Consider the following 23648-nt stretch of genomic DNA (forward strand, 5'->3'; position numbering starts at 1 on the left):
AGCACAAGCCTCTTGTCTCTTTTGTCATCTTGGCCAAAAACGGCAGTTCGACGGTGCGGATGATCCAATGCCAAAATCTGAAGAAGACCTTTTTGCTTTCCTCGACGAACTGGGAATTGCGGTTTCGACGCTGCGTCACCCGCCGCTTTTCACCGTGGCCGATTCGCAGGCGCTGCGCGGTGAAATCCCCGGAGGGCACACCAAGAACCTCTTTTTGAAGGACAAGAAGGACCATTACTTCCTGGTGACCGTCGATGAAGAGGCGTCGGTCGATCTGAAGCAGATACACCATCTGATCGGCGCCGCCGGCCGTGTCTCTTTTGGGAGGCCTGAAAAACTGATGGAGCTGCTGGGCGTCGTTCCGGGTGCGGTCACCGTATTCGGGCTCATCAATGACGCCCGGCTGGAGGTCAAGCTTGTCCTCGATGAGGCGTTGATGCAAAATGCGGTCATCAACGCGCATCCGCTGACCAATGAGGCGACGACGTCGATTGCCGCAGGCGATTTGCTCTCGTTCATCAAGGCGACAGGGCACGATCCCGTCATCTTGAAAGTGGCCGCGTGATCGCCACATGCGTGGGCACGGCAGACCGGGTTGCGGTCTTCGATATCGAAATTGAGCAGGACGCGGCGAAGGGCCAGATGACGACGAACAACGACAATCCATTTCGCGCCGCGGGCGGCCAGTACACCACCACTGTCCAGTTCGGCGGCGATGGCGGCCCGGCAAGCGCAGCGCCGGCTGCCGCTGCCGACATCATCAAGGACACCACGACGGCGACTTTTACCGCCGACGTCATTCAGGAATCGCGAACCCAGCCTGTCCTGGTGGATTTCTGGGCTCCGTGGTGCAATCCGTGCAAGCAGCTCACGCCGGTTCTCGAAAAGGTGGTCAGGAATGCCGGCGGCCGGGTGAAACTGGTCAAGATGAATATCGACGAGCACCCCTCGATTGCCGGACAGCTCGGCATCCAGTCCATTCCGGCGGTCATTGCCTTCAGCAACGGGCAGCCCGTCGACGGCTTCATGGGCGCCATTCCTGAAAGTCAGGTGGAAGAGTTCATCACCAAACTGGCAGGCAAGAACGGCGCGCAACCAAAGCTCGATGAAACCTTGGCGGCGGCAGCGGAAGCGCGCGCCAAGGGTGACATCCAGGCTGCCGCCGGCCTTTATGACGCCGTCCTGCAGCAGGCTCCCGACTCGGTCGAGGCGATTGCCGGACTGGCGGATTTGCTGTTCGAGGCCGGAGACAGGGAGGGCGCCGGGGCGCTGCTGGACGGCGCGCCGGAGGCGAAGAAGGACGCGCCGGCCCTGGCCGCAGTCCGCGCCAAGATGGCGCTGGCCGATCAGGCCGCTTCGCTGGGCGACGCCGCGGAGTTCGAAAAGCGTCTGGCCGAAAACCCGAAGGACCATCAGGCGCGGTTCGATCTGGCGATGATCCAGAATGCGCACGGCGATCGGGAAAAAGCGGCCGACAGCCTGCTTGCCATCATCAGGACCGACCGCGGCTGGCAGGACGATGCGGCGCGAACGCAGCTGCTGCAGTTTTTCGAGGCCTGGGGAGTGACCGATGAGGCGACGCTTTCGTCGCGCAGGAAGCTTTCGTCGCTGTTATTTTCCTGATCAAGCTTGCCATGCCGCGATTGCCGGCCAGATCAACTGGGGAATATTTGTCGATGGGACTGGGATGATCAGTGCAGGCAGGTAACGCACATTATCGGCGCGACAAGGATCTGCCCCAGACGGTTCCGGTCTTTCCACTTGCCGGTGCGTTGCTGTTGCCGGGCGGCCGCATGCCGCTCAATGTTTTCGAGCCGCGCTATCTGCAGATGCTGGATGACGTGCTGGCCGACCACCGCCTGATCGGAATCATCCAGCCAAGTCTCGAGGGCGCTGTTCGTGCCGATGGCGAGCCCGAATTGTGCAATGTCGGCTGTCTGGGGCGCATCACCTCCTTTGCCGAAACCGGGGACGGACGATACCTGATCTCGCTGCAGGGCGTCTGCCGCTTCAGGGTGGCGCAGGAGATGGCGGCGAAGACGCCTTTCCGGCAATGCCGGATAATGCCGTTTCTGGCCGATCTGCAAGACGACCAGTCCTCTAACGAAATCGACCGGCCATCTCTGTTGAAGACGTTTCGAGCTTATCTCCAGGCGAACGACCTGGAGGCCGATTGGGAAAGCGTAAGCCGCGCCGACAATACGATGTTGGTCAACGCGCTTTCGATGATGGCGCCCTATGGTCCGGCGGAGAAGCAGGCGCTGCTGGAGGCCGCGGACCTGAAAACGCGAGCGGAGACGCTGGTTGCGATCACCGAAATGGCGCTGGCGCGCGATGCCGACGATTTCGGCTCGAGCCTGCAATAGTGAGGCCTGCAAGAGCAAGCGAGACTTCGATGGCCCAGGACCGTGAACCCGGTAAAGCGCAGGTGGATCCTAAACTTCTCGAACTGCTGGCGTGTCCGCTGACCAAGGGGCCGCTGGTCTGGGATGGCGAACATGGCGAACTGGTGTCTAGGCTGGCGCGGCTGGCTTACCCGGTTCGGGACGGTATTCCGATCATGCTGCCCTCAGAAGCGCGGCCAACCGGCGGCGATGACGGTTAGGGCGATGGTTCTACTCGATCGGTTGTACGCATGCGCGAGCTTCGCAGGCCCTTGATTGCTCCAGCAGATCGGCCGCAAACGCGGTTTGTCACTGGAAATTGCGCCCTTTCGGCATGACCTCCCTGACCTCGCGGACCGCCATTTCGGAAACGCCCTTTTCTTCAGCCGTGTCTTCGGGATCGCGCAGGACGCCCAGCCAGGAAGAAAGATCCTCCATCCGCTCGGCGACGATATGGACGACACCGGAGGCCGATTGAAGCTTGCCGGTGACGCGGATGAATTTCGAACCCATGATCACTGGCAAAAGACGTTCGAAATCCCGATTCCAGACGATGATATTGGCGATCGCTTCCTCATCTTCCAGGGTCAGGAAAATGGCATTGCCCTTGCCGGGACGCTGGCGCACCAGCACCAGACCGGCGACAGAGACCCTGCGACCGTTGGCGATGGCGGCCAGCCTTATGTTAGGGGTGACGCCAGACCGGCCAAGCCGCCGGCGCAGGAAGGAAATCGGATGCGCCTTGAGCGACATGCCGAGCGAGCGGTAATCATGCAGGACATGCTCGCCCAGCGGCATGACCGGAAGCCGGGTCTCAGGCTCATTGTCAGTCAGGACAAGCCCCGGTTGATCGAGCAGCGGCAGATTGGCCGTGCTCCTGTCGCCCAGAGCCCTGACCGCCCAAAGCGCAGCCCGGCGGTCGAGGCCTATAGAGCGAAAGCCATCGGCATTGGCGAGGCATTCGATCTCCCGCACCTCGAGACCCGACCGCAGCCAGACGTCGCGCACTGAAGTGTAGCCAGCCTCGCGCCGTGCGACGAAGGCGTTCATACGCGCTTCGGACAGGCCTTTGACCTGATTGAAGCCGAGCCGCACAGCCCGCATGGATTTGATGACCGGCCGCATTTCGACATGGCGCGCGGCGACCCGAGCCGGCTGGAAGCCGCCCTTGACCAGTGTGCAGGCCCAATCGGAGTGATTGATGTCGACAGGTTTGATTTCAATGCCGTGGTCCTGTGCGTCGCGGATGAGCTGCGCCGGGGCATAGAAGCCCATGGGCTGGGAATTGAGGTTGGCGGCGCAGAAGACGTCCGGGTAAAAGGTCTTGAACCAGCAGGATGCATAGACGAGCAGGGCGAAGGAAGCCGCGTGGCTTTCCGGGAAGCCATAGTCGCCAAAGCCTTCGATCTGGCTGAAGCAGCGCTCGGCGAACTCCTTCTCATAGCCGTTGACGACCATGCCTTCGATGAATTCACGCTTGTGGCCGTCGATTGTGCCATTGCGCCGAAACGTCGCCATCGATCGGCGCAACTGATCGGCCTTGCCCGGTTTGAAGCCGGCGGCGTCGATGGCGATCTTCATCGCCTGTTCCTGGAACAGCGGCACGCCCAGCGTCCTTTTCAGGATCGCTTCCAGCACCGGGCTCGGATAGTCGATCTTTTCCACCCCCGTACGGCGACGCAGATAGGGATGCACCATGTTGCCCTGGATGGGACCAGGGCGAACGATCGCCACTTCGATGACGAGGTCATAAAACTTGCGTGGCCGCAGCCGTGGCAGCATCGACATCTGCGCGCGCGATTCGATCTGGAAAACGCCGAGCGTGTCGGCCCGGCAGATCATGTCATAGACCTTGGGGTCTTCCTGCGGCAACGTCGCCAGGGTGACCGGCCGGCCGTATTCGTCGCGGACCCGATAGTGATCTTCCAGGAGGATGAAGGCCCGCTTCAAGCAGGTGAGCATGCCGAGCGCCAGGACATCGACCTTGAGGAGGCCGACGGCATCGAGGTCGTCCTTGTCCCATTCGATCATCTTGCGTTCGGGCATGGCCGTTTTCATGACCGGGACGATTTCGTCGAGCCGGTCCTTGGTGATGACGAAGCCGCCAACATGCTGCGAAAGATGGCGGGGAAAGCCCATGATCTCATTGGAGCGATCAATGACGTGGCGGGATATGGCCTGTTCCAGATCGAGGCCGCCAGCCTTGGCTTCGTGCTCGCCCAGCGTGGACGACCACCAGCCCCAGACCGAGCCGGAGAGCGCGCTGCGCGCATCGTCGGAAAGTCCCATCGCCTTGCCGACTTCGCGCAGGGCGGAGCGGCCGCGATAGGAAATCACCGCCGCAGCCAGCGCGGTGTGCTTCTGGCTGTATTTCTCGTAGATGTAGGCGATGATCTTGTCGCGGTGCTCATGTTCGAAATCGACGTCGATGTCGGGCGGTTCGTCGCGCTCCGTCGAGATGAACCGCTCCAGCAACAGATCCACGCCCATGATCATGGGATCGACCGCAGTAATGCCGAGACAGAAACAGACGACGGAATTGGCCGCCGAGCCGCGTCCCTGGCACAGGACATCCGCCTTTTCCCGTGCGAAGCGGACGATGTCATTCACGGTCAGGAAATACCGGGCATAGATCTTCTCCGCGATGATCGCCAGTTCATGGTGGATCAGGCCGGTGACTTTTTGCGGAATGCCGCCGGGATAGCGCCGGTGGGCGCCTTTCCAGGTCAACCGCTCCAGTTCGGTCTGCGGATCGACGCCTTCCTCGGTCGCTTCCTCGGGATAATTGTGCTTCAATTCATCGAGCGAGAAAGTCAGGTTTTCAGCAAAGCGCAGAGTCTCGTCCAGCGCTTCCGGATGGCGGCGGAACAGGCGGGCCATTTCAAAACCGGACTTCATGTGGCGCTCGGCGTTGGCTTCCAGGGCGAACCCGGCCTCGGCGACAGTCTTGTTCAGCCGGATGGCGGTCAGCACGTCCTGCAGCGGGCGGCGCTCGGATACGTGATAGAGCACGTCGTTGGTGGCCATCAGCGGCATTTTCGCCGCACCAGCCAAAGCCGCGGCTTTCTCCAGACGGAAACGGTCGTCGCCGTGATAGGCGGGGGCGGCGGCCAGACGGATGTCGTCGCCGAACCGATGCTTCAGGCCGCGCAGCAGGGTCAATGTCGTGTCTTCATCGACCGCGAGATCGGGCAGGACCGCAAGCGACATGCGATCCCCCCATTCCAGAAGGTCGGCGCGCTTGAGAAGCGTCGCGCCCTTCTCCGTCTCGTCGCGCAGATTGGCCTGGGTCAGCATGCGGCACAGATGCCCCCAACCCTGGCGGTCCTGTGGGTAGGCGAGGATGTCGGGCGTTTCGTCGGCAAAGACGAGACGGCAACCGGGATGATAGGGCAGGTGCACGGGCTCCGCGTCGGCAAGCTGGATATGCTTCGACGCGCTCCAGGCGCGCACCGCGCCGGCAACCGTGTTGCGGTCGGCAAGACCCATGCCGGCATGACCCAGCAGACAAGCGGTTTTCACCAAATCCTCGGGGCTGGAAGCCCCGCGCAGGAAAGAAAAATTCGACTGCGCGCCGAACTCGATATAGCGCGGTTCAATTGGCGTGTTGCAGGGCGGTAGCGTCGGCCTCATGCGAAGATGCCGTGCAGGAACCAGCGCGGGGGCGAATCGGCATTGCCGTACGATCCCTGGCGGTAAAGCCAGTAGCGCCGGCCGTCGGTATCCTCGACCTGGAAATAATCGCGAACCGAACGCGTCGTTTTCAGCGCTGCGGCCTGTTTGCGGCGCTTTTCGTGATCTGGATCCGTTTCACCGTCCTTTTTCTCGAAGGGTGGCAAGCTCGCAAGCCACCACTCCGGGCTAATCCGCTCCGGCCCTTCGGCACGGGCAATGCGGTAATGTGCGCGTCGCCAACGGAATTGCAGGGGCGGACCCTCCGGGACTTCGGCCACGACCTCGACATGTTCGGGCTGGCGGAGCAAACGCATCGGGCGCTCCGCCCAGGCCGGCAGCGCGGCCTCGACGATCTTGGCGGCATTGGCGAAGGATGAAAAAGCCACTGCCCGTTCCGGCATATGGCTGGCGACGGGAACCGGCCGGCGCACGGCGTTGCGGCCCAGCCGGGCGCAGACGCGGTCGACGAACATGGCCAGGTCGGTGTCGTCGTCGCGCTCCGCATGGCCAAGATCGACCTGCCGTGCGGCAAGCGGCGCAACCGATTCCACCGCGAGCCTGACGAGATCGAAGCCGCAGCCGGCGTCGAGGCTATCGCCAAGTGCCGCCAACCGTTCGTGAAAAAGTTTTGCCATCCGGTCCGCGGCGCGCGCCGGCTGCGACAGATGGACGGAGAGCCGGCTGACGGCGCCGTCGACGCGGAACAGGAAGAGCCGCAGGCCGAGCGCGCCTACGCCGCGCCTTTCCAGCGCTTCCTGGAGCGCAATGGCGAGGAGAAGGATGATGCGCTCGATGTCTTCCACCATCATGACGGGTTCGGCCAACGGGCGCTCGGCCGACAGTTCCGGCAGCGGCATGCGCGGCGACAGCGCTTCGTCGATCCGGCCGAGCGCCTGATCAAGACGCAGGACAAGCGCCTTGCCAAAGCGGCGGACAAGCGGCGCGCGGGGCGCCGCCATGACCGCCTCGATCGTGCGCAGGCCAACGCTGTCGAGAGCGGTGCATGTCTTGCCGTCGAGCCGCAGCGCAGCGGGCGGCAAGGGCGAAAGCCAGTCGCATTCGACGCCATCGGGCACGACGATATTGCCGCGAAAACGGGTGATCGCCCAAGCGGTTCCGGCCGTTGCGGCGACGGCGGCGCTGGCCTCGAGACCCTGTTCGGAAAAGCGGCGCAGCATGTCGGCGACAAGGGGTTCCTCGCCGCCGAACAGGTGGCTGCAACCGGTGATGTCGAGGAAAAGCCCGTCGGTCCCGTCAAGCGCCACCAGGGGCGTGTAGCGGTCGCACCAGTCGGCGAGGCCTTCGAGCAGGCGGCGGTCGGCTTCGGGGTCTGCCTCGACGATTTCGATCGAAGGATGCATGGCGCGCGCATCGGCAACGCCCATGCCGCGCTTCAGTTTCAGCATCTCCGCGCGATGGTCGAGCGCGGCGATGCGCTGCGCGTTGCCGTCACGATGGCTGACGAGCAGCGGGGGGAAAGCGGAACAGGCCGTAAGCCATGCGCGGCCCAGCCGTTGCCGCCAAATCCGGTCGGTGCTGAGGTAAGGGAACCAGAGCGACAGGATCCTGTGGCCTGTCGTGCCGGACTGCGTCGCGAGATTCAAAGGTGCGTTCATCGGCGTTCCATTCCAGGACGAAGTGCGCCAAAGGCGCCAGACGGTTCTTGTCGAGAGTGATGGCGAAGGCCGGAGGCCCGATGGAACCAGCGAGCGGCCGGCCAAGGATATGCCGCTGCCCGGCCGGCGCCGGGGCGACGGCGAAGCGAAGGGGCGCGGCGGTCGCCTCGGCCTCTGCCGATTGCCTGAGCAGGAAGACGGGCCGGCCCGCCTCGGTGGCGCGGCGGTGCAGCCGGCGCGTCGCCGTCAGGTCCAGCCGTTGCGGGTTGCCTGAGATCTCGATGACGACGGTCGCCAGTGTCTTCAGCCCAGCCGCCTCCTCGGCGATCCACAGCGCATCGACCGGTCTCGGCGCTTCGGCGAACAGCAGGCCCTGCGGCATGATGCCGAACAGGCGGGAAAGCCCATGCGCATAGGGCAGGCCCGCTTCGGCGAAAACCCCCGATGTGCCGATCCACAGAACCGGCTTTGGCGGCGCCTGTTTCAGCAGGAGGCTGACCAGCGCCAGCACGAAACCCGCCCCGGCGCCGGCTTCGCGGGCATGCTGGCCGTGGATTTCGGTCAACGCTGCCTTGGAAATCCCGCCGCCCAGCGCTTCGTCCAGGGCTGGGACTCCGGTAATGAGCAGGCCCGACTCGCCGCCAGGGCGGCCGTTGTGGCGCAGCACGACTGCGCCCTCCTGACCGGGTTCGGCGAACCGTTCGGGCAGCGTGCCTTCTATCCTCGCGATTTCCCGGCGCAGGGCACAAAGTGTCTCCTGCGCCACGGCGTGCGTCGCCATGGCGGTGCTTCCTGCTTATTTGTTCCTGTTATGTTCCTATAGATTCCCGAGGCCCGACCAAGAGTCAAGCGCCACGAAGAAAAGAATTTATTCCTGTTGTTTTCGAAACGCCCCCGCCGGGCATGAGCGTCGTTTGCCGAGTCCCGTACAAAAGCCTATATGCCGCGAGACGAAGGACGAAGAATGGCCCGCATCTACAAGACACGCACCTGGCATGGCGAACTGTCGCCCTCGCTGGAGGAACTGGAGTTCCTGGCGCTGGAGGCCTATGCGCATCTGCCCGAGGATTTCCGTACACTGACCGGCGAGATCGTCATCCAGATGGCGGAATTCCCCACCGACGAGATTATGGACGATTTGTCGCTGGAAACGCCGTTCGATCTGCTCGGCCTGTTCGAGGGGCGCGGCATTGCCGAGCGCTGGAACCCGGCGACCGGCGAGGGGCCGAACCGGATAACGCTCTACCGCCGCGCCATCCTCGACTACTGGGCCGAGAACGAGGAGACGCTGGGCGACATCGTCACCCATGTTCTGATCCACGAGATCGGCCACCATTTCGGCCTGTCCGACGACGACATGGAAAAGCTCGAGGAAGCGGCGGAGTAGGACTGTCCGCTTTAGAGCGATTCAGAACTAAACGCCCTATCCGCCTCGTTTCGCTCGGCACCTCTTCCTGAAGGGGCAAGGAAAAGTCCTACCAGTCGCCCAGCTTGGTTTCGCCTGCCTTGTATTCCTGGCCATCGACATCCTTCACCACGGCCTGGCCGCATCGCATGACCTTGCCCTTCTTGTCGTAGGCGTAGCTGGGCGAACCGTAGAGGTGCCAGCCCTTGTTCAAGGCCGCGGTCACCTTGTGACAGAATTTGGAATCGTCGACTTCGGTGAGGAAACGGTAGAGTCGCATCGGGTCGATCCTATGCTGTAATCTTCGTTATCATGCGCCAATCGACCCGGCCTTGGCGAGAAGTCTTTCGGCCTGGGCGAGATGCAGGCGCTCAACCATTCTGCCATCCAGGCCGATGACGCCCTTGCCGGCGTTCTCCGGCCTGGCGAAAGCATCCCGGATGGCGCGGGCTTCCGTCAAGGCCACCTCCGAGGGCGAAAACGACTTGTTGACCGCCTCGATCTGTGCCGGGTGGATGACGCTCTTGCCGTCGAATCCCATGGCGACCGCCTCGGCACATTCGCGCGCCAGGCCGTCGGCATCGCGGAAATCGTTGAAGACGCCATCGACGACATCGAGGCCGCCGGCACGCGCAGCCAACAATATCTGCATCAGCCACGGCACCATATAGCGCCGGTCCGGCAAAGCGAGGACACCGGTTTCCTTGGCCAGATCGTTGGTGCCGGCGACAAAACAGGCAAGCCGCGAAGCCGGGTCGCGGCCGAGTTCGGCGATGGCGCCAATGTTGAGCAGCGCCTTCGGCGTCTCGATCATCGCCCACAACCGGACGCTTTCCGGCGCAAAGGCATCGTCCAGCACATCGCCGGCCTCGATTATATCGCGCGCCGTATCCACCTTGGGCAGGAGGATTCCGTCCGGTTCGCAGGCGGCGGCGGCGGCGAGATCGTCGCTGCCCCATTCGCTGGCGAGCGCGTTGACGCGGATGATCATCTCGCAGCGCTTGCCGGGCCGGTTGGCGAAAATGGCGCCGAGCTTTTCGCGGGCGGCGGCCTTGTCCTGCGGCGCGACCGCATCCTCGAGGTCGATGACGACGGCGTCGCAGGCAAGCGTGGCGATCTTGGCCAGCGCCTTGTCGTTGGTGGCGGGTACGTAAAGCACGGAACGGCGCGGGCGGTATGTCTGGGTCATCTGGTCTTCTTGCCTTTCAAGGCTGGCCCTTGCAAGGGTCTAGCGGCTCAAGCTGTTTGCATCGAAGCAATCCGGGACATGCATCATGGCGCACTATGACATCGTGATCGTCGGCGGGGCCATCGTAGGCTCGTCGCTCGCCTATCATCTGCGCAAGGAAGGCTTTTCGGGGACGGTGGCGCTGATCGAGCGCGATCCGCAGTTTGCCCACGCGGCGACGACCCTGTCGATGGCGTCGATCCGCCAGCAATTCTCCATCGCCGAAAACATCCGCCTGTCGCGCTTCACGCTCGGCCTGTTCCGGCGATTGCGCGAGGAGTTCGGCACTGAGGCCGATATCGGCTTCCGCGAAGGCGGCTATCTGATCCTCGCCGGCGAGGAAGGCCTGCCGATCCTCAAGGCGAACCATGAGACACAGATCGCCGAGGGCGCCGACATCGTGCTGGAGGATATCGAGGCGCTGCGGCGGCGTTTCCCCTGGCTTTCGCCGGAAGGCGTGGTTGCCGGCGCGCTCGGGTTGAGCGGCGAAGGCTGGTTCGACGCCCATGCGCTGCTGGCTCTGTTGCGCAAGGCGCTGCGCGGCATGGATGTCGATCTTATCACTGCGCCGGTCGCCGCGATCGGCCGGGAGGGCAACCGCGTCACCGGCGTGACGCTCGACAATGGCGAGCGGCTGGACGCCGGCATCGTCGTCAACGCCGCTGGCCCCAATGCCGGCAAGGTCGCCGCCATGGCCGGCATCGCCCTGCCGGTCGAGCCGCGCAAGCGCACGGTGTTCGTGTTCGAAGCGCGAGAAAAATTCGCCGACATGCCGCTGCTGGTCGATCCGAGCGGCATCTATGTGCGGCCGGAAGGCTCGGTCTATCTGACCGGTGGCGCCGAATCGGAAGAGGGCGAGACCGCCGCCGACCCGGCCGATTTCGAGCCGGAATGGAGCCTGTTCGAGGAAACGATCTGGCCGGTGCTGGCGACCCGCATCCCGGCCTTCGAGGCGATCAAGATGACGCGCGCCTGGGCTGGTCATTACGACTACAACACGCTCGACCAGAATGCGGTGATCGGGCCGCATCCCCAGGTCGGCAACTTTCTCTTCGCCAACGGCTTTTCCGGGCATGGCCTGCAGCAGGCGCCGGCGGTGGGCAAGGCGCTGGCGGAACTGGTCGTGCATGGCGGCTACCGCTCCATCGATTGCTCGGCCTTTGGCTACGAACGGGTGACGTCCGGGCGTCCGTTCCGGGAACTGAATGTGATTTGAACGGACGCGCTTCCTCTTCGCCACGCCCTGCTTTCGCAGTCTGGCCATTGCCGGAGAATTGACCTGCCGCAAGGCGAAGGTCGGGAAGACGGGCGGTCGCGCGATCGCTCATCTGGGAGGGGGCAGTCGTGCGGTCTCGCAGCCGCCCGTCCAGTCTTTACCGCGGCTTCCGCAGGGGAGCTCCCCGGTCAAGGGAGCGGAGCTGCTTCTTTGGAAGGAAGCTTACCGCTCCGGAGGAAAACCCAGCGCTGCCTCATCAGGCCCGCTTGTCTCTTGCCCGCGCCCCGTTACCGGCTTGCGAACAATTTTCAAGTCTTCCCCTTCCGGAAAAGGACCGCGGCCCGCCTCCGCCGCCACGTTAGCGGTTTTGCCGGGAACCGGTTCTTCTACGCACAACCACCGTCATGACCGGCGCTCCCGCGGTAGGAACTGCGGAAAGTGTAGGAGGGGATGGAGAGGCCGTGGATAGATTTTTTGTTGGAAGCGCGCGGCCTTCGTTCCTCCCGTCCCTATACGGGGGAGAAAGCCCTACGAAGCGACGGATAAGGGGCGGCGTGAACTGATCAAAACCTGGCTTTGCCCTCACCTGCCGCGGCATCCTCCCATGAACGGGGAAGGAAGAGCAGCGTCCTCTGGGACCGGAGCCGGACAGCCCAGCTTCGCTGCAGCTTCCGATGACGATGGCTTCGGCAGCGGCTTCTTGACAGCCTGTTCATATTCGTAATATCAAAAGTTACATGAAAAGAGACAGCCGCCTTTCCTCAGTCCTGCATGCCCTTCTGCACATGGCCGAACACGATCGGCCGATGACGTCGGAGGCGCTGGCGCAATGCATGAACACCAATCCCGTCGTGGTGCGGCGCACGATGGGGCTGCTGCGCGAGGCCGGGATCGTCGCTTCGGCGCGCGGCCATGCCGGCGGTTGGTCGATTACCGCCGATCTGTCGACGGTGACACTGCGCCAACTGCACGAGGTTCTTGGCGAACCGGCTGTCTTTGCCATCGGCAACCACAGCGAAGTGCCGGAATGCCTGGTCGAACAGTCGGTCAATGCCGCGCTCGACGGCGCCTTCGCCAAGGCCGAAGCGCTGCTGATGGAACATTTCGCGCAGGTGAGGATCGGCGACATCGCAGCGGATTTTGCCCGGCGGCACCAATCCATCCGGACGCCGCAAGCATAGGACATCGACATGCAACATGATGTGATCATTATCGGCGGCAGCTATGCCGGCATGGCCGCCGCGCTGCAGCTTCTGCGCGCGCGCCGCTCGGTGCTGGTGATCGACGCGGGGCAGCGCCGCAATCGCTTCGCCAGCCATTCCTACGGGTTTCTCGGCCAGGATGGCGTCGATCCGGCGGTCCTTGCGGCCAAGGCGCGCGAACAGCTTCTCGCCTATCCGACGCTGACCTGGATCGACGGACGCGCGGAAACAGCGCGGGGCGACAAGGACGCCTTTGTCGTCGGGATCGAGGACGGTGACGAGCATGGAGGGCGCCGCCTGCTTTTCGCCACCGGGGTCGCCGATACTTTACCTGCCATCGAGGGCGTCGGGGAACGGTGGGGCAAGAGCATCTTCCACTGTCCCTATTGCCATGGCTATGAACTCGGCCGGGGCCGGATCGGCGTCATCGGCACGAGCCAGATGTCGGTGCACCAGGCGCAGTTCATCCCCGAATGGGGCGCGGTGACGTTCTTTACCAATGACGCCGTGCCGCTCGACGATGCGATACGCGCTGACCTGGTGGCGCGCCAGGTCAGCGTCGAGGAAACACCCATCGCAAGAATCAAAGGCCATGCGGATGTGGAATTGACAGACGGGCGGGTTCTTTCCTTCGCTGGGCTTTTCACCGCGACTGAGACGCATCCTGCCTCGTCCGTCGCCGCAGGCCTTGGTGCCGAGCTGGAGCCAACGCCGTTCGGATCGCAGATCAAGACCGAAGAGACCAAGGAAACGACCGTGCCGGGCGCGTTCGCCTGTGGTGATGCGGCACGTATCCCTCATTCGGTCACGCTGGCGGTTGGCGACGGCGCCTGGGCCGGTGTGCAGCTTCATCGCTCGCTGGTGTTCTAGCGTTCGCGTTTTTGCCAAAACGCATCGGTCATGCGTGCCAGGCCAACGCGCTCGTAGAAGCCGACCGCGTCCGGCATCGAGATCAGCGCAAGCGCAACCCGCGGGCCCAGCCGGCGGCGGGTTTCGTCCAGCAGGCCTTTGCCGATGCCGAGGCCTTGCGCCTGTTTCGACACCGCCAATTCGGAGATGTAGCAGACCCATGAAAAATCGGTGATGGCGCGGCAGACGCCGATCAGTTCGCCTTCGGGGCCGCCAAGACGGGCGGTCAACAAGAGATCGGCGCCGTCGAGCATCGCCTTCAGCCGCTCCGGATCGACAGGACGGGTCGCGCCAAGCCCGGATTCTTCCAGCACGCGACGGAATTCGGCGGGACCGAGGCCGGGTTCGGCGGCGTATATTACGGCAGGGCGGTCGCTCATGCCGGCAGTTTGCACGAAAATGGAATGGTTTCGACCGGTTTTCCAACGCCGGCAGGCAGCAGGACCATTCCTGAATCAAGACCCGCCCGCAACAGCCGCCTTTTCTTTGCCCGAGCCTTTGTGTAAACCGACCCCAACAAAAAATCCCCGCAACGTGAAAGACGGGCAATAGCCATGGACAAGTTCACCAAGCTCACCGGCGTCGCCGCGCCCTTGCCGATCATCAATGTCGATACCGACATGATCATCCCCAAGGATTACCTCAAGACGATCAAGCGGACCGGGCTCGGCACGGGGCTTTTCGCCGAGATGCGCTACAATGACGACGGTTCGGAAAATCCCGATTTCGTGCTCAACAAGCCGGCCTACCGCAAGGCGCAGATTCTTGTGGCGGGCGACAATTTCGGCTGCGGCTCGAGCCGCGAGCACGCGCCGTGGGCGCTGCTGGATTTCGGCATTCGCTGTGTCATCTCGACCTCGTTCGCCGACATTTTCTACAACAACTGCTTCAAGAACGGCATCTTGCCGATCACCGTCAGCCCGGAAGATCTGGAAAAGCTGATGGACGACGCCGATCGCGGCTCCAACGCGACGGTTTCGATCGATCTAGAAGCCAAGGAAATCCGCGGTCCGGATGGCGGCGTGGTGCATTTCGACCTCGACGATTTCAAGCGCCATTGCCTGCTCAACGGGTTGGACGATATCGGCCTGACGATGGAGAAGTCGGACGCCATCGCCTCGTTCGAAAAGCGCAACGCCGAAAGCCGCCCCTGGGCCTGAACGGCCCGGGCATCGCTTAGAGCCGGCAACCGGGAGGTGACGATGCGGCCCTTTCTCATCGCAACCACGGCGGCAATGCTGTTCTTGGCGCCCGCAGCCTCATTCGCCCAGACGGCCGCGCCCGATGCGGACGCCGGGGCCAGCGAAAAGCAGGCGCCGATCCCCTTCGAGGGCGGCGAGCTGACGATCGCGCAGCCGGAAGAATATGGCGAGAAGATCCTGTCCTTCGGCGGCAAGGAGCTGGCGCGCGACTATGTCGTCTATTTCGAGAAGGTCGTCGATGTCGCCGGCACCAAGGTGGCGCTGTTCGACGTCGGTCCCGGCGGCAACGCCTGCGGACCGGCCATGCTGCTGGTGTGGAAACCGAAGGATGCCGACATCCGCACTGTTTCGGTCGGGGCCGAGGAATGCGGCGCGCCGCCGGCGGCGGTTTCCGACTACAGCATCAGTTTCGTGCCCTACCTTTTGCCAGGTGAATCGAAGGCTGCGCTGAGCTGGACACCCGACAGCGGGCTGATGACGGCCGGCATGCTGAGCTATGTCCCCGAGCCGAAGACGGACTGGAAGGATATCGACGCATCGAAATTCCAAAACATCATCGACGCCTTCCACAACGAGGCCGTTTATGAAGCGGGCCGCAAGCTGCTGGGCAAGGACCTTACCGAGGTCGTCACCGGGCTGCTCGTCGGCGGCGGCACGGAAAAGATGGCTTCCGGCGCGATCTACGCCAGCGGCTGCACGCCGCATGCCTGCGGTGTCGCCGATTCCTTCATGGCCGTCGATGCCGGCAACAAGGCGCTGTATTTCGCGCATCAGAGCGACAAGGGCGCCCCGCAGGCCTGGCCGGCGGCGGATAAATGGCCGGCCGATCTGCGGCAGGCGATGAAGACCGCGCTGACGCCGCCGAACTGAGCCGGCGAGCAGGCCGTGCGCAAGCTGATCTCCACCGGTTCGCCCTTCGAAAAGACCGCCGGCTATTCGCGCGCCGTGGTGCAGGGCGACTGGTGCTTCGTTTCCGGCACGACTGGCTACGACTACGCCACCATGACGATGCCGGACGAGGTCGAGGCGCAGACGCGCAATTGCCTGGCGACGATCGAAAAGGCGCTGGCGGAAGGCGGCTTCGAAATCGCGGACGTAGTGCGGGCGCATTACTACATCACCGACGCGGTATTCGTGGATCGGGTGTTTCCGATCCTTGGCGAGGCCTTCGGCGAGATACGCCCTGCCGCGACGATGATCGTCTGCGGGCTGAACAGGCCGGAAATGAAGATCGAAATCGAAGTGACGGCGCTGCGCCGCGGCGCCTGACTGGCTGAAGACCGACCGGAAATGCGTTCGTTGTGTTTGCCTGCGGCAGCGAGGAGTTCTTCTCATGAAGGTCAGCCCGGTGAAGGTCAGGCGCATCGTCGCCAATATCGCGACGGCGGATGTTTCGGCAGCGAAACATTTTTATGGGAATATACTCGGCCTCGATCTTTTGATGGACCACGGCTGGATCGCCACCTACGGTTCGGCCGAGCGCATGAGCGTGCAGGTCAGCTTCGCCTCGGAAGGCGGCAGCGGGACGCCGGTGCCGGACCTTTCCATCGAGGTCGACGATGTCAATGCGGCGCTTGCCGCGATGAAGGAGGCCGGCGTCGCCATCGAATACGGGCCGGTGGAGGAGCCATGGGGCGTGCGGCGCTTCTACGTGCGGGATCCCTTCGGGCGGCTGGTGAATATCCTGCAGCACCGCTAGAGCCGGTTCCCGTTTCGACCTGCAGAACATAACCGATCAGTCGAAGGATATGCTTGCGCGGCGGCCCTTCGGCGGTTAGCAAGTTCGCGGCTATTCACACATTCCAGGCGCAGATTTCAGGACAATCATCATGGCATCGAAACAGCTTCTCCTCCTCGCCGGCGACGGCATCGGCCCCGAGGCCATGGCCGAGGTCAAGAAGCTGATCGCAGCCATGAACGATAAAACCGGCGCCGGTTTCGTCACCGACGAAGGACTGGTAGGCGGTTGCGCCTACGACGCGCATGGTGCGGCGATCTCCGACGCCGATATGGATAAGGCGATGGCTGCCGATGCGGTGCTGTTCGGCGCCGTCGGCGGGCCGAAATGGGACAGCGTGCCCTATGAGGTGCGGCCCGAGGCCGGACTGCTGCGCCTGCGCAAGGACATGGAGCTGTTCGCCAATCTGCGTCCGGCGATCTGCTACCCGGCGCTCGCCGCGTCCTCCTCGCTCAAGCAGGAAGTTGTCGAGGGCCTGGACATTCTGATCGTGCGCGAATTGACCGGCGGCGTCTATTTCGGCGAGCCGAAGCAGATCATCGATCTCGGCAACGGCCAGAAGCGCGGCATCGACACGCAGGTCTACGACACGTTCGAGATCGAACGCATTTCCGGCGTCGCCTTCGAGCTGGCGCGCACCCGTAACAACCACGTCACCTCGATGGAAAAGCGTAACGTCATGAAATCGGGCGTGCTGTGGAACGAGGTGGTGACCCAGACCCACAAAGCGAAATATTCCGACGTCAAGCTGGACCACATGCTGGCCGACGCCGGCGGCATGCAGCTGGTGCGCTGGCCGAAGCAGTTCGACGTCATCGTCACCGACAATCTGTTCGGCGACATGCTGTCGGATGTGGCGGCCATGCTGACCGGCTCGCTCGGCATGCTGCCGTCGGCTTCGCTCGGCGCGCCGGACGCGAAAACCGGCAAGCGCAAGGCGCTGTACGAGCCGGTGCACGGTTCGGCGCCGGACATCGCCGGCAAGGGCATCGCCAATCCGATCGCGATGATCGCCTCCTTCGCCATGTGCCTGCGCTATTCCTTCGCCATGGTGGCCGAGGCCGACCAACTGGAGGCGGCGATCGCCGCCGTGCTGGACGATGGCCTGCGGACCAAGGACATCATGTCGGCCGGCATGAAGGAAGTCGGCACGACAGAGATGGGCGACGCGATCCTGGCAAAATTCCTGGGGTAGGTGTCCCGTTAGTAGACAGCCCCTTCATCCGGCGGCGTCGTTGGCGTAGGCGTGACGCCTTCCGGGATCGGTCCCCAGCGGTTTTCGCGCTTTTGCGTCGGCACCAGCGCGAAGACCAGCATGACCAGCCAGCCGAGCGGGATCACCACGACGAGAACCAGCCAGCCCGACAGGCCGATATCGTGCAGGCGGCGCGCCATCAGCGCGATGCCGGGAAAGAAGGTTGCCACCATGAAGGTGCCGACTATGCCGAACGTGGCGATTGGCAAGTCCTGTCCGCTGTCTAGGCTGCCGGTTGACACATCGAGCAGCAGCCCGGCGATCAGCAGCACGGTGAATCCAATCAGCCAGAACAGCGCGTAGCCCCAATATTCCTTACGGCGGGCGCGACCGGCGAAATTCACATAATTGGTGGTGAGCGCGCGCCAGAAATATCCCGGCAGGCTGGCCGAGGACTGCCGTTCATCCTCCATCGCCAGGCGGCCGAAATGCGCCACGGATTGCGCCCCTGCGGGCTGAGCCGCCGCCTCTTCGTGCCGATCGGGGATGGGGGCGCCGATCTGGGCGCGGAGGATGAGAATGTCGCGCGCCCGCCCGCCATTCGGCTGGAATTCGACGAGCGTTCCCTGCCCGACCGTGGCCTCGCGGCGTAAATCCTCACGCGTAAAGGTATAGCGCTCGCCGTCGTTGGCATGGACGAAGCCAAAACCCTGGCTTTCATCGTAGTAGAGCACTTCGCCACGCATTTCAGCCTCCGGGTTTGCCGGCTGAGATTGTGCAAAGTCCGGGCGATCCGCAAGAGGCTGGACACGAATGGCGGATCGTTGAGCCAGGCCCTTGCGGTGAACGCCCGATGTTGTATTTGAAACGATCCAATTCGCGAATTCGCAGGAGATGCATCATGCCGATCAAGACACTGGTCTGGGGCGAAAACGTGCATGAACAGGAGAACCCGGTCGTCGCCGGCCTCTATCCCGAGGGTATGCATGCCACCATCGCTTCGGCGCTGAACGAGGATGCCGGCATCGCGGCGACAACGGCGGTGCTGCAGGACGCCGAACATGGGCTGACTGAAGAGCGGTTGGCCAAGACCGATGTGCTGGTCTGGTGGGGCCATGCGGCGCACGGCAAGGTCGAGGACGCCATCGTCGAGCGGGTGCAGAAGCGCGTCTGGGAAGGGATGGGGCTGATAGTGCTGCATTCCGGCCATTTCTCGAAAATCTTCAAGCGGCTGATGGGCACCGCTTGCTCGCTGAAATGGCGCGAGGCGGGCGAGCGCGAGCGCATCTGGGTCGTCAACCGCAGTCATCGCATCGCACAGGGGCTGGGCGAATGCATCGAGTTGCCCAACACCGAAATGTATGGCGAGCCTTTCGCCGTGCCGGAGCCGCTGGAGACGGTGTTCATCTCCTGGTTCGAGGGTGGCGAGGTGTTCCGCTCCGGCCTGACCTACCAGCGGGGCGCCGGAAAAATCTTTTATTTCCGTCCCGGCCACGAGACCTATCCGATCTATCACAATACCGAGGTGCGGCAGGTGCTGCGCAACGCCGTGCACTGGGCCCACAATCCCGCGCCGGCGTGGACGGCGATCGCCGACGCGCCGAACGTCCCGGTTGCGGCGGCGAAGGAAAAGCTGGTGCAGAAGGGACCCCGGCTGCATCGGGACGGCGAGGAAGGTCTCCGCTAAAAATCTTCGTCGCGCTCTGACGCATCCTCGAAAAGGTTCTGAAATCATGCATCGGCTTCTGCTTCTCGGCACCGGCGGCATTGCCGGCCAGCACATGACCGAATTCGGCCTGCTGGAAGATTGCCGCATCGTCGCTTGCGCCGATGCCATACCGGGTCGGGCGCAAGCCTTCGCCGAGCAGAACGAGATTGGCCATGCTTTCGAGGGTCTTGAGACGGCGCTGCAATGGGGCGCGTTCGATGCCGCCATCAACGCCACGCCGGATGGCGTGCACAAGGCGACGACGCTGGCGCTGCTGGCGGCGGGCAAGCATGTTTTCTGCGAAAAGCCGCTGGCGCCGACCTATGCCGAGGCGCTGGAAATGACCGAAGCTGCGGAGCAGGCCGGCCTTATCAACATGGTCAATCTGACCTACCGCAATTCCCCTGCCCTGCAGATGGCGCGGCAGATGGTGGAGGCCGGCGAGATCGGTGAACTGCGCCATGTCGAGGCGAGCTACCGGCAGAGCTGGCTGGTGTCGAAGGCATGGGGCGACTGGCGCAGCCTGGACACCTGGCTGTGGCGGCTGTCGACCAGTCATGGCTCGACCGGCGTGCTTGGCGATGTCGGAATCCATATTCTCGACTTCGCCACCTTCGGCGCCGGTCAGGACATCGTCTCGCTTCATGCCGATCTCGCCACCTTCCCCAAGGCCGAGGGCGACCAAATCGGCGCCTACACGCTGGACGCCAATGACAGCGTGGCAATGACCGTGCGGTTCTCATCCGGCGCGCTCGGCACCGTGCTGGCGACGCGCTACGCCACGGGCCATCTCAACGAACTGACGCTCAAGCTGCATGGCACGCGCGGCGCGCTGCTGGTCGAGACCGATGGCAAGCAGTCCTCGCTCAAGGGCTGCTTCGGCGAAGACATCGACAGGGCGCAATGGCGCGCGATCGAACTGCTGGCGGTGAAGCGCAACGCCCGCCGTTTCGTCGATGCGCTGGCCAGCGGCGTGAACGGCGAGCCTTCGTTCCACCGCGCAGCCGACATGCAGAAACTGATCGACGCAGCGTTCGAAAGCAGCGCGACCGGACGGGCGGCCATCACAGGCTGAAGCGCTGATTGACTCTTCTTCCAAACAGCGTAAAAGCCCGCCTCGAACAGGAACACACCATGCGCGGCCTCATCCTGGCGCTTTTCGCATTCGACTTCCCCGGCCATCATATGGCCGGAGAAGCAGCCGCGCGCCGTTCCACCAAAACCACGGCCAAAAAAACGACCGCCACCACGGTCTGATCTCCCTTGGCTGCACCGCCCTCTCCCGGGTCTAGCCGGAGGGGGACGGAACCCGCACCGGCCGGCGGGTTTCTCCAAGCCAACAAGCGGAGAGCGACAGGAGACATTCTTATGGGATTCAAGGTTGCGGTCGTCGGCGCCACGGGCAATGTGGGCCGGGAAATGCTCAACATACTGGAGGAACGCGGGTTCCCGGTCGACGAGGTCGTGGCGCTGGCGTCGCGCCGCAGCCAGGGGACGGAAGTGTCGTTCGGCGACAAGACGCTGAAGGTGCGCACGCTCGACCAGTATGATTTTTCCGACACGGACCTCTGTATCATGTCGGCCGGCGGCAACGTCTCGAAGGAATGGTCGCCGAAGATCGGCAAGCAAGGCTGCGTCGTCATCGATAATTCGTCGGCCTTCCGCTACGACCAGGACGTGCCGTTGATCGTGCCGGAAGTGAACCCGGACGCGATCTCGCTGTTCACGCGCAAGAACATCATCGCCAATCCCAACTGCTCGACCGCGCAGCTCGTCGTGGCGCTGAAGCCGCTGCACGATGCGGCCACAATAAAGCGCATCGTCGTCGCCACCTACCAGTCGGTTTCCGGCGCCGGCAAGGAAGGCATGGACGAACTGTTCACGCAGACCCGCGCCGTCTTCGTCGCCGATTCGGTGGACGTGAAGAAGTTCACCAAGCGCATCGCCTTCAACGTCATTCCGCATATCGACGTGTTCATGGAGGACGGCACCACCAAGGAAGAGTGGAAGATGGTGGCGGAAACCAAGAAGATGCTCGACCCCAAGATCAAGCTGACTGCGACCTGCGTGCGCGTGCCGGTGTTCATCGGCCACTCGGAAGCGGTCAATGTCGAGTTCGAGAAGCCGATCACCGCCGACGAGGCGCGTGAGATCCTGCGCGAGGCGCCGGGCTGCCTGGTCATCGACAAGCGCGAGGACGGCGGCTACATCACGCCGATCGAGAGCGCCGGCGAAGACGCCACCTACATCTCGCGCATCCGCGAGGATTCGACCGTCGATAACGGCCTCAATCTTTGGATCGTATCGGACAATCTGCGCAAGGGTGCGGCGTTGAACGCGGTGCAGATCGCCGAGCTTCTGGTCGAGCGCGGGCTGATCCAGCCGAAGAAGCAGGCGGCTTGAATTAGTCCTCGCGCTGTCAGGCTGAAAACAGCGACTTTGCCTGTTGTCGAACAGCGATGGATCGAATCCGCGACTGCCGCGTTATGGGCCCGGTAGGGGCAATACCGGTTTCGAGAGGAAAACTTATGAAGAAATTGATCGTGCTAGCGGCGCTGCTTATTCCGCTCGCCGCCTGCTCCCAGACTGAGCAGGGTGCCGCCGTTGGCGGCCTCGGCGGCGCAGCCATCGGCGCGGCCGTATCCGGCAACCCGCTAGAGGGAGCCATCATCGGTGGCGCCGTCGGCACCGTTGCCGGCGCGCTGGTCGGCCATGCCAGCGAACGCGGCCAGTGCCGTTATCGCGACCGTTATGGCCGCGTCTACACCTCCCGTTGCCCGCGCGGTTACTAAAAAGCGCTGGCTAAGGGAACGGGCCGGCTGTCGGTTGGTCCTGAAAACGCGACGCTTGAACGGCGCGCGGCGAGCAATCGCCGTGCGCCGTTTGTCATTGGTCACGATGCAGCGCAATGTGATTGCTGTTTGTCGCCGCGGACGCCACATTGTCATCGGCTTTTAACGTTCTTCTGGTTGAACAGGTCCAGCTCGCCTCCATGCGCCGACCTTGCTTCGTATATTTTGACGTTTACGTAAGACAAAACGTTTCTAACCGATTGAAATTATTAGGCTTGAAATAATCGTTTGAATTTTCAGCGCTCCGGGGCTATTGGGTGCGGCGAAAATTCGCGGTTTCCGTCCTCCTCGGCCCCTCTCCGACGCCGCCCGGCGTCGCCCAATGCAAAGGGAATTGATCCTCACATGGCACGCAACAAGATAGCGCTCATAGGCTCGGGCATGATCGGCGGCACGCTCGCCCATTTGATCGGACTGAAGGATCTCGGCGACGTCATTCTGTTCGATATCGCGGAAGGCACGCCGCAGGGCAAGGGTCTCGATATCGCCCAATCGTCGCCGGTCGACGGCTTCGACTCGCGGCTGACCGGCGTCAACGACTATGCCGGCATCGAGGGCGCGGATGTCTGCATCGTCACCGCCGGCGTGCCGCGCAAGCCCGGCATGAGCCGCGACGACCTCATCGGCATCAACCTCAAGGTGATGGAACAGGTCGGCGCGGGCATCAAGAAATACGCGCCCAACGCCTTTGTCATCTGCATCACCAACCCGCTCGACGCGATGGTGTGGGCGCTGCAGAAATTCTCCGGCCTGCCGAAGAGCCATGTGGTCGGCATGGCCGGCGTGCTGGACTCGGCCCGCTTCCGCTATTTCCTCGCCGACGAGTTCAAGGTCTCGGTCGAGGATGTCAGCGCCATGACGTTGGGCGGCCACGGCGACGACATGGTGCCGATGGTACGCTATTCGACGGTCGCGGGCATTCCGCTGCCTGACCTGATCAAGATGGGCTGGACCACCAAGGAGAAGCTGGAGGCGATCGTCGAGCGGACCCGCAAGGGCGGTGGCGAGATCGTCGGCCTGCTCAAGACCGGATCGGCCTATTACGCACCCGCCGCTTCGGCGATTGCCATGGCGGAAAGCTATCTCAAGGACAAGAAGCGCGTGCTGCCCTGCGCGGCGCACCTGACCGGCCAGTACGGTGTCAAGGACATGTATGTCGGCGTGCCGGTGGTGATCGGCGCCGGCGGTGTCGAGCGCGTCATCGAGATCGATTTCAACAAGGCCGAGCAGCAGATGTTCGACAAGTCGGTGGCGGCGGTGAAGGGCCTTTGCGAGGCCTGTGTCGGCATCGCGCCGCAACTGGCCAAGAAATAACCGG

At 63.3% G+C, this 23648-nt stretch carries 26 protein-coding genes; 19 read left to right on the forward strand and 7 right to left on the reverse strand.

What is annotated here, in order from left to right; all coding sequences use genetic code 11:
* Nucleotides 1-67: 67 nt before the first annotated feature.
* From J2X35_RS12560 to J2X35_RS12575, 4 genes are all read left to right on the forward strand, one after another.
* Nucleotides 68-565, forward strand: a complete 498-nt coding sequence (locus J2X35_RS12560; RefSeq protein ID WP_310186148.1) for a prolyl-tRNA synthetase associated domain-containing protein — start codon at nt 68-70, stop codon at nt 563-565.
* A gap of 77 nt (nt 566-642) precedes the next feature.
* Nucleotides 643-1623 (forward strand): thioredoxin, encoded by a 981-nt coding sequence (gene trxA / locus J2X35_RS12565; RefSeq protein ID WP_310186150.1) that lies wholly within the window; start codon nt 643-645, stop codon nt 1621-1623.
* 71 nt (nt 1624-1694) lie between these two features.
* On the forward strand, nt 1695-2366 hold the full coding sequence (locus tag J2X35_RS12570; protein ID WP_310185811.1) for an LON peptidase substrate-binding domain-containing protein: 672 nt from the start codon (nt 1695-1697) through the stop codon (nt 2364-2366).
* A gap of 29 nt (nt 2367-2395) precedes the next feature.
* Nucleotides 2396-2605: a Trm112 family protein gene (locus J2X35_RS12575; protein WP_310185813.1), complete on the forward strand. Its 210-nt coding sequence runs from the start codon at nt 2396-2398 to the stop codon at nt 2603-2605.
* Nucleotides 2606-2693: 88 nt separating this feature from the next.
* On the opposite strand, the gene J2X35_RS12580 is transcribed toward J2X35_RS12575, so the two are convergent.
* The 3 genes from J2X35_RS12580 to J2X35_RS12590 are packed head-to-tail and all read right to left on the reverse strand — an operon-like array spanning nt 2694 to nt 8456.
* Nucleotides 2694-6017: an error-prone DNA polymerase gene (locus J2X35_RS12580; protein WP_310185815.1), complete on the reverse strand. Its 3324-nt coding sequence runs from the start codon at nt 6015-6017 to the stop codon at nt 2694-2696.
* A complete protein-coding gene (locus tag J2X35_RS12585; protein ID WP_310186151.1) occupies nt 6014-7624 on the reverse strand; it encodes a DNA polymerase Y family protein in 1611 nt (536 codons plus the stop codon). The genes J2X35_RS12580 and J2X35_RS12585 overlap by 4 nt, the downstream gene beginning before the upstream one ends.
* Nucleotides 7509-8456: a hypothetical protein gene (locus J2X35_RS12590; RefSeq protein WP_310185818.1), complete on the reverse strand. Its 948-nt coding sequence runs from the start codon at nt 8454-8456 to the stop codon at nt 7509-7511. The genes J2X35_RS12585 and J2X35_RS12590 overlap by 116 nt, the downstream gene beginning before the upstream one ends.
* Nucleotides 8457-8639: 183 nt before the next feature.
* Here J2X35_RS12590 and J2X35_RS12595 point away from each other — a divergent pair, with 183 nt between their 5' ends.
* Complete coding sequence (locus J2X35_RS12595) at nt 8640-9062, forward strand: metallopeptidase family protein (protein ID WP_310185819.1); 423 nt, start codon at nt 8640-8642, stop codon at nt 9060-9062.
* 88 nt (nt 9063-9150) lie between these two features.
* Here J2X35_RS12595 and J2X35_RS12600 read toward each other — a convergent pair whose 3' ends face one another.
* Together J2X35_RS12600 and J2X35_RS12605 are read right to left on the reverse strand one after the other, a co-directional pair.
* The gene (locus J2X35_RS12600) at nt 9151-9360 is read right to left on the reverse strand and encodes a DUF1737 domain-containing protein (RefSeq protein ID WP_310185820.1); all 210 of its coding nucleotides are present in this window, start codon (nt 9358-9360) and stop codon (nt 9151-9153) included.
* Nucleotides 9361-9390: 30 nt separating this feature from the next.
* Entirely contained in the window at nt 9391-10269 is an 879-nt protein-coding gene (locus J2X35_RS12605; protein WP_310185821.1) for a CoA ester lyase, read from the reverse strand.
* An 85-nt stretch (nt 10270-10354) separates the two neighbouring features.
* On the opposite strand from J2X35_RS12605, the gene J2X35_RS12610 reads away from it, so the two are divergent.
* The 3 genes from J2X35_RS12610 to J2X35_RS12620 all read left to right on the forward strand — a co-directional run bounded on the left by J2X35_RS12610 (nt 10355) and on the right by J2X35_RS12620 (nt 13596).
* Nucleotides 10355-11524, forward strand: coding sequence for an FAD-binding oxidoreductase (locus J2X35_RS12610; RefSeq protein ID WP_310185823.1), 1170 nt, complete (start codon nt 10355-10357; stop codon nt 11522-11524).
* A 737-nt stretch (nt 11525-12261) separates the two neighbouring features.
* Nucleotides 12262-12705 (forward strand): Rrf2 family transcriptional regulator, encoded by a 444-nt coding sequence (locus tag J2X35_RS12615; RefSeq protein WP_310185825.1) that lies wholly within the window; start codon nt 12262-12264, stop codon nt 12703-12705.
* A gap of 9 nt (nt 12706-12714) precedes the next feature.
* On the forward strand, nt 12715-13596 hold the full coding sequence (locus J2X35_RS12620) for an NAD(P)/FAD-dependent oxidoreductase (protein ID WP_056113132.1): 882 nt from the start codon (nt 12715-12717) through the stop codon (nt 13594-13596).
* On the opposite strand, the gene J2X35_RS12625 is transcribed toward J2X35_RS12620, so the two are convergent.
* Nucleotides 13593-14015 (reverse strand): GNAT family N-acetyltransferase, encoded by a 423-nt coding sequence (locus tag J2X35_RS12625; protein ID WP_310185827.1) that lies wholly within the window; start codon nt 14013-14015, stop codon nt 13593-13595. The two genes, J2X35_RS12620 and J2X35_RS12625, sit on opposite strands and share 4 nt — an antisense overlap.
* Nucleotides 14016-14189: 174 nt before the next feature.
* Here J2X35_RS12625 and leuD point away from each other — a divergent pair, with 174 nt between their 5' ends.
* The 5 genes from leuD (at nt 14190) to leuB (ending at nt 17770) form a co-directional block, all read left to right on the forward strand.
* Nucleotides 14190-14795: a 3-isopropylmalate dehydratase small subunit gene (gene leuD, locus J2X35_RS12630; RefSeq protein ID WP_056113123.1), complete on the forward strand. Its 606-nt coding sequence runs from the start codon at nt 14190-14192 to the stop codon at nt 14793-14795.
* Nucleotides 14796-14837: 42 nt separating this feature from the next.
* Nucleotides 14838-15707, forward strand: coding sequence for a hypothetical protein (locus J2X35_RS12635; RefSeq protein ID WP_310185828.1), 870 nt, complete (start codon nt 14838-14840; stop codon nt 15705-15707).
* Between the two features lie 15 nt (nt 15708-15722).
* On the forward strand, nt 15723-16106 hold the full coding sequence (locus tag J2X35_RS12640; protein WP_310185829.1) for a RidA family protein: 384 nt from the start codon (nt 15723-15725) through the stop codon (nt 16104-16106).
* Between the two features lie 79 nt (nt 16107-16185).
* Nucleotides 16186-16536 (forward strand): VOC family protein, encoded by a 351-nt coding sequence (locus J2X35_RS12645; protein ID WP_056116214.1) that lies wholly within the window; start codon nt 16186-16188, stop codon nt 16534-16536.
* Nucleotides 16537-16666: 130 nt separating this feature from the next.
* Nucleotides 16667-17770 (forward strand): 3-isopropylmalate dehydrogenase, encoded by a 1104-nt coding sequence (leuB, locus tag J2X35_RS12650; protein ID WP_310185830.1) that lies wholly within the window; start codon nt 16667-16669, stop codon nt 17768-17770.
* A gap of 8 nt (nt 17771-17778) precedes the next feature.
* Here the strand turns inward: leuB and J2X35_RS12655 are convergent, their stop codons facing one another.
* On the reverse strand, nt 17779-18516 hold the full coding sequence (locus J2X35_RS12655) for a DUF805 domain-containing protein (protein ID WP_310185831.1): 738 nt from the start codon (nt 18514-18516) through the stop codon (nt 17779-17781).
* A 155-nt stretch (nt 18517-18671) separates the two neighbouring features.
* On the opposite strand from J2X35_RS12655, the gene J2X35_RS12660 reads away from it, so the two are divergent.
* From J2X35_RS12660 to mdh, 6 genes are all read left to right on the forward strand, one after another.
* Entirely contained in the window at nt 18672-19457 is a 786-nt protein-coding gene (locus J2X35_RS12660; RefSeq protein ID WP_056113107.1) for a ThuA domain-containing protein, read from the forward strand.
* 46 nt (nt 19458-19503) lie between these two features.
* Nucleotides 19504-20553 (forward strand): Gfo/Idh/MocA family oxidoreductase, encoded by a 1050-nt coding sequence (locus J2X35_RS12665; protein WP_310185832.1) that lies wholly within the window; start codon nt 19504-19506, stop codon nt 20551-20553.
* A 59-nt stretch (nt 20554-20612) separates the two neighbouring features.
* Nucleotides 20613-20735, forward strand: a complete 123-nt coding sequence (locus J2X35_RS12670; protein ID WP_310185834.1) for a hypothetical protein — start codon at nt 20613-20615, stop codon at nt 20733-20735.
* Between the two features lie 111 nt (nt 20736-20846).
* Nucleotides 20847-21881, forward strand: coding sequence for an aspartate-semialdehyde dehydrogenase (locus J2X35_RS12675; protein WP_056113103.1), 1035 nt, complete (start codon nt 20847-20849; stop codon nt 21879-21881).
* 125 nt (nt 21882-22006) lie between these two features.
* Nucleotides 22007-22270, forward strand: coding sequence for a YMGG-like glycine zipper-containing protein (locus J2X35_RS12680; protein WP_056113100.1), 264 nt, complete (start codon nt 22007-22009; stop codon nt 22268-22270).
* Nucleotides 22271-22675: 405 nt separating this feature from the next.
* A complete protein-coding gene (gene mdh, locus J2X35_RS12685) occupies nt 22676-23644 on the forward strand; it encodes a malate dehydrogenase (protein WP_310185838.1) in 969 nt (322 codons plus the stop codon).
* Nucleotides 23645-23648 lie beyond the last annotated feature (4 nt).

It is taken from the genome of Mesorhizobium sp. BE184 (assembly GCF_031457045.1).
Lineage (GTDB): Bacteria > Pseudomonadota > Alphaproteobacteria > Rhizobiales > Rhizobiaceae > Mesorhizobium.

Coding starts and splice junctions, on each gene's coding strand:
- J2X35_RS12675 (WP_056113103.1), top strand. CDS start 20,847: ATGGGATTCAAGGTTGCGGTCGTCGGCGCCACGGGCAATGTGGGCCGG.
- J2X35_RS12590 (WP_310185818.1), bottom strand. CDS start 8,456: ATGGCGACGCACGCCGTGGCGCAGGAGACACTTTGTGCCCTGCGCCGG.
- J2X35_RS12600 (WP_310185820.1), bottom strand. CDS start 9,360: ATGCGACTCTACCGTTTCCTCACCGAAGTCGACGATTCCAAATTCTGT.
- J2X35_RS12670 (WP_310185834.1), top strand. CDS start 20,613: ATGCGCGGCCTCATCCTGGCGCTTTTCGCATTCGACTTCCCCGGCCAT.
- J2X35_RS12580 (WP_310185815.1), bottom strand. CDS start 6,017: ATGAGGCCGACGCTACCGCCCTGCAACACGCCAATTGAACCGCGCTAT.
- leuD (WP_056113123.1), top strand. CDS start 14,190: ATGGACAAGTTCACCAAGCTCACCGGCGTCGCCGCGCCCTTGCCGATC.
- J2X35_RS12635 (WP_310185828.1), top strand. CDS start 14,838: ATGCGGCCCTTTCTCATCGCAACCACGGCGGCAATGCTGTTCTTGGCG.
- leuB (WP_310185830.1), top strand. CDS start 16,667: ATGGCATCGAAACAGCTTCTCCTCCTCGCCGGCGACGGCATCGGCCCC.
- J2X35_RS12665 (WP_310185832.1), top strand. CDS start 19,504: ATGCATCGGCTTCTGCTTCTCGGCACCGGCGGCATTGCCGGCCAGCAC.
- J2X35_RS12625 (WP_310185827.1), bottom strand. CDS start 14,015: ATGAGCGACCGCCCTGCCGTAATATACGCCGCCGAACCCGGCCTCGGT.
- J2X35_RS12660 (WP_056113107.1), top strand. CDS start 18,672: ATGCCGATCAAGACACTGGTCTGGGGCGAAAACGTGCATGAACAGGAG.
- J2X35_RS12610 (WP_310185823.1), top strand. CDS start 10,355: ATGGCGCACTATGACATCGTGATCGTCGGCGGGGCCATCGTAGGCTCG.
- J2X35_RS12655 (WP_310185831.1), bottom strand. CDS start 18,516: ATGCGTGGCGAAGTGCTCTACTACGATGAAAGCCAGGGTTTTGGCTTC.
- mdh (WP_310185838.1), top strand. CDS start 22,676: ATGGCACGCAACAAGATAGCGCTCATAGGCTCGGGCATGATCGGCGGC.
- J2X35_RS12680 (WP_056113100.1), top strand. CDS start 22,007: ATGAAGAAATTGATCGTGCTAGCGGCGCTGCTTATTCCGCTCGCCGCC.
- J2X35_RS12575 (WP_310185813.1), top strand. CDS start 2,396: ATGGCCCAGGACCGTGAACCCGGTAAAGCGCAGGTGGATCCTAAACTT.
- trxA (WP_310186150.1), top strand. CDS start 643: ATGACGACGAACAACGACAATCCATTTCGCGCCGCGGGCGGCCAGTAC.
- J2X35_RS12560 (WP_310186148.1), top strand. CDS start 68: ATGCCAAAATCTGAAGAAGACCTTTTTGCTTTCCTCGACGAACTGGGA.
- J2X35_RS12620 (WP_056113132.1), top strand. CDS start 12,715: ATGCAACATGATGTGATCATTATCGGCGGCAGCTATGCCGGCATGGCC.
- J2X35_RS12595 (WP_310185819.1), top strand. CDS start 8,640: ATGGCCCGCATCTACAAGACACGCACCTGGCATGGCGAACTGTCGCCC.
- J2X35_RS12605 (WP_310185821.1), bottom strand. CDS start 10,269: ATGACCCAGACATACCGCCCGCGCCGTTCCGTGCTTTACGTACCCGCC.
- J2X35_RS12615 (WP_310185825.1), top strand. CDS start 12,262: ATGAAAAGAGACAGCCGCCTTTCCTCAGTCCTGCATGCCCTTCTGCAC.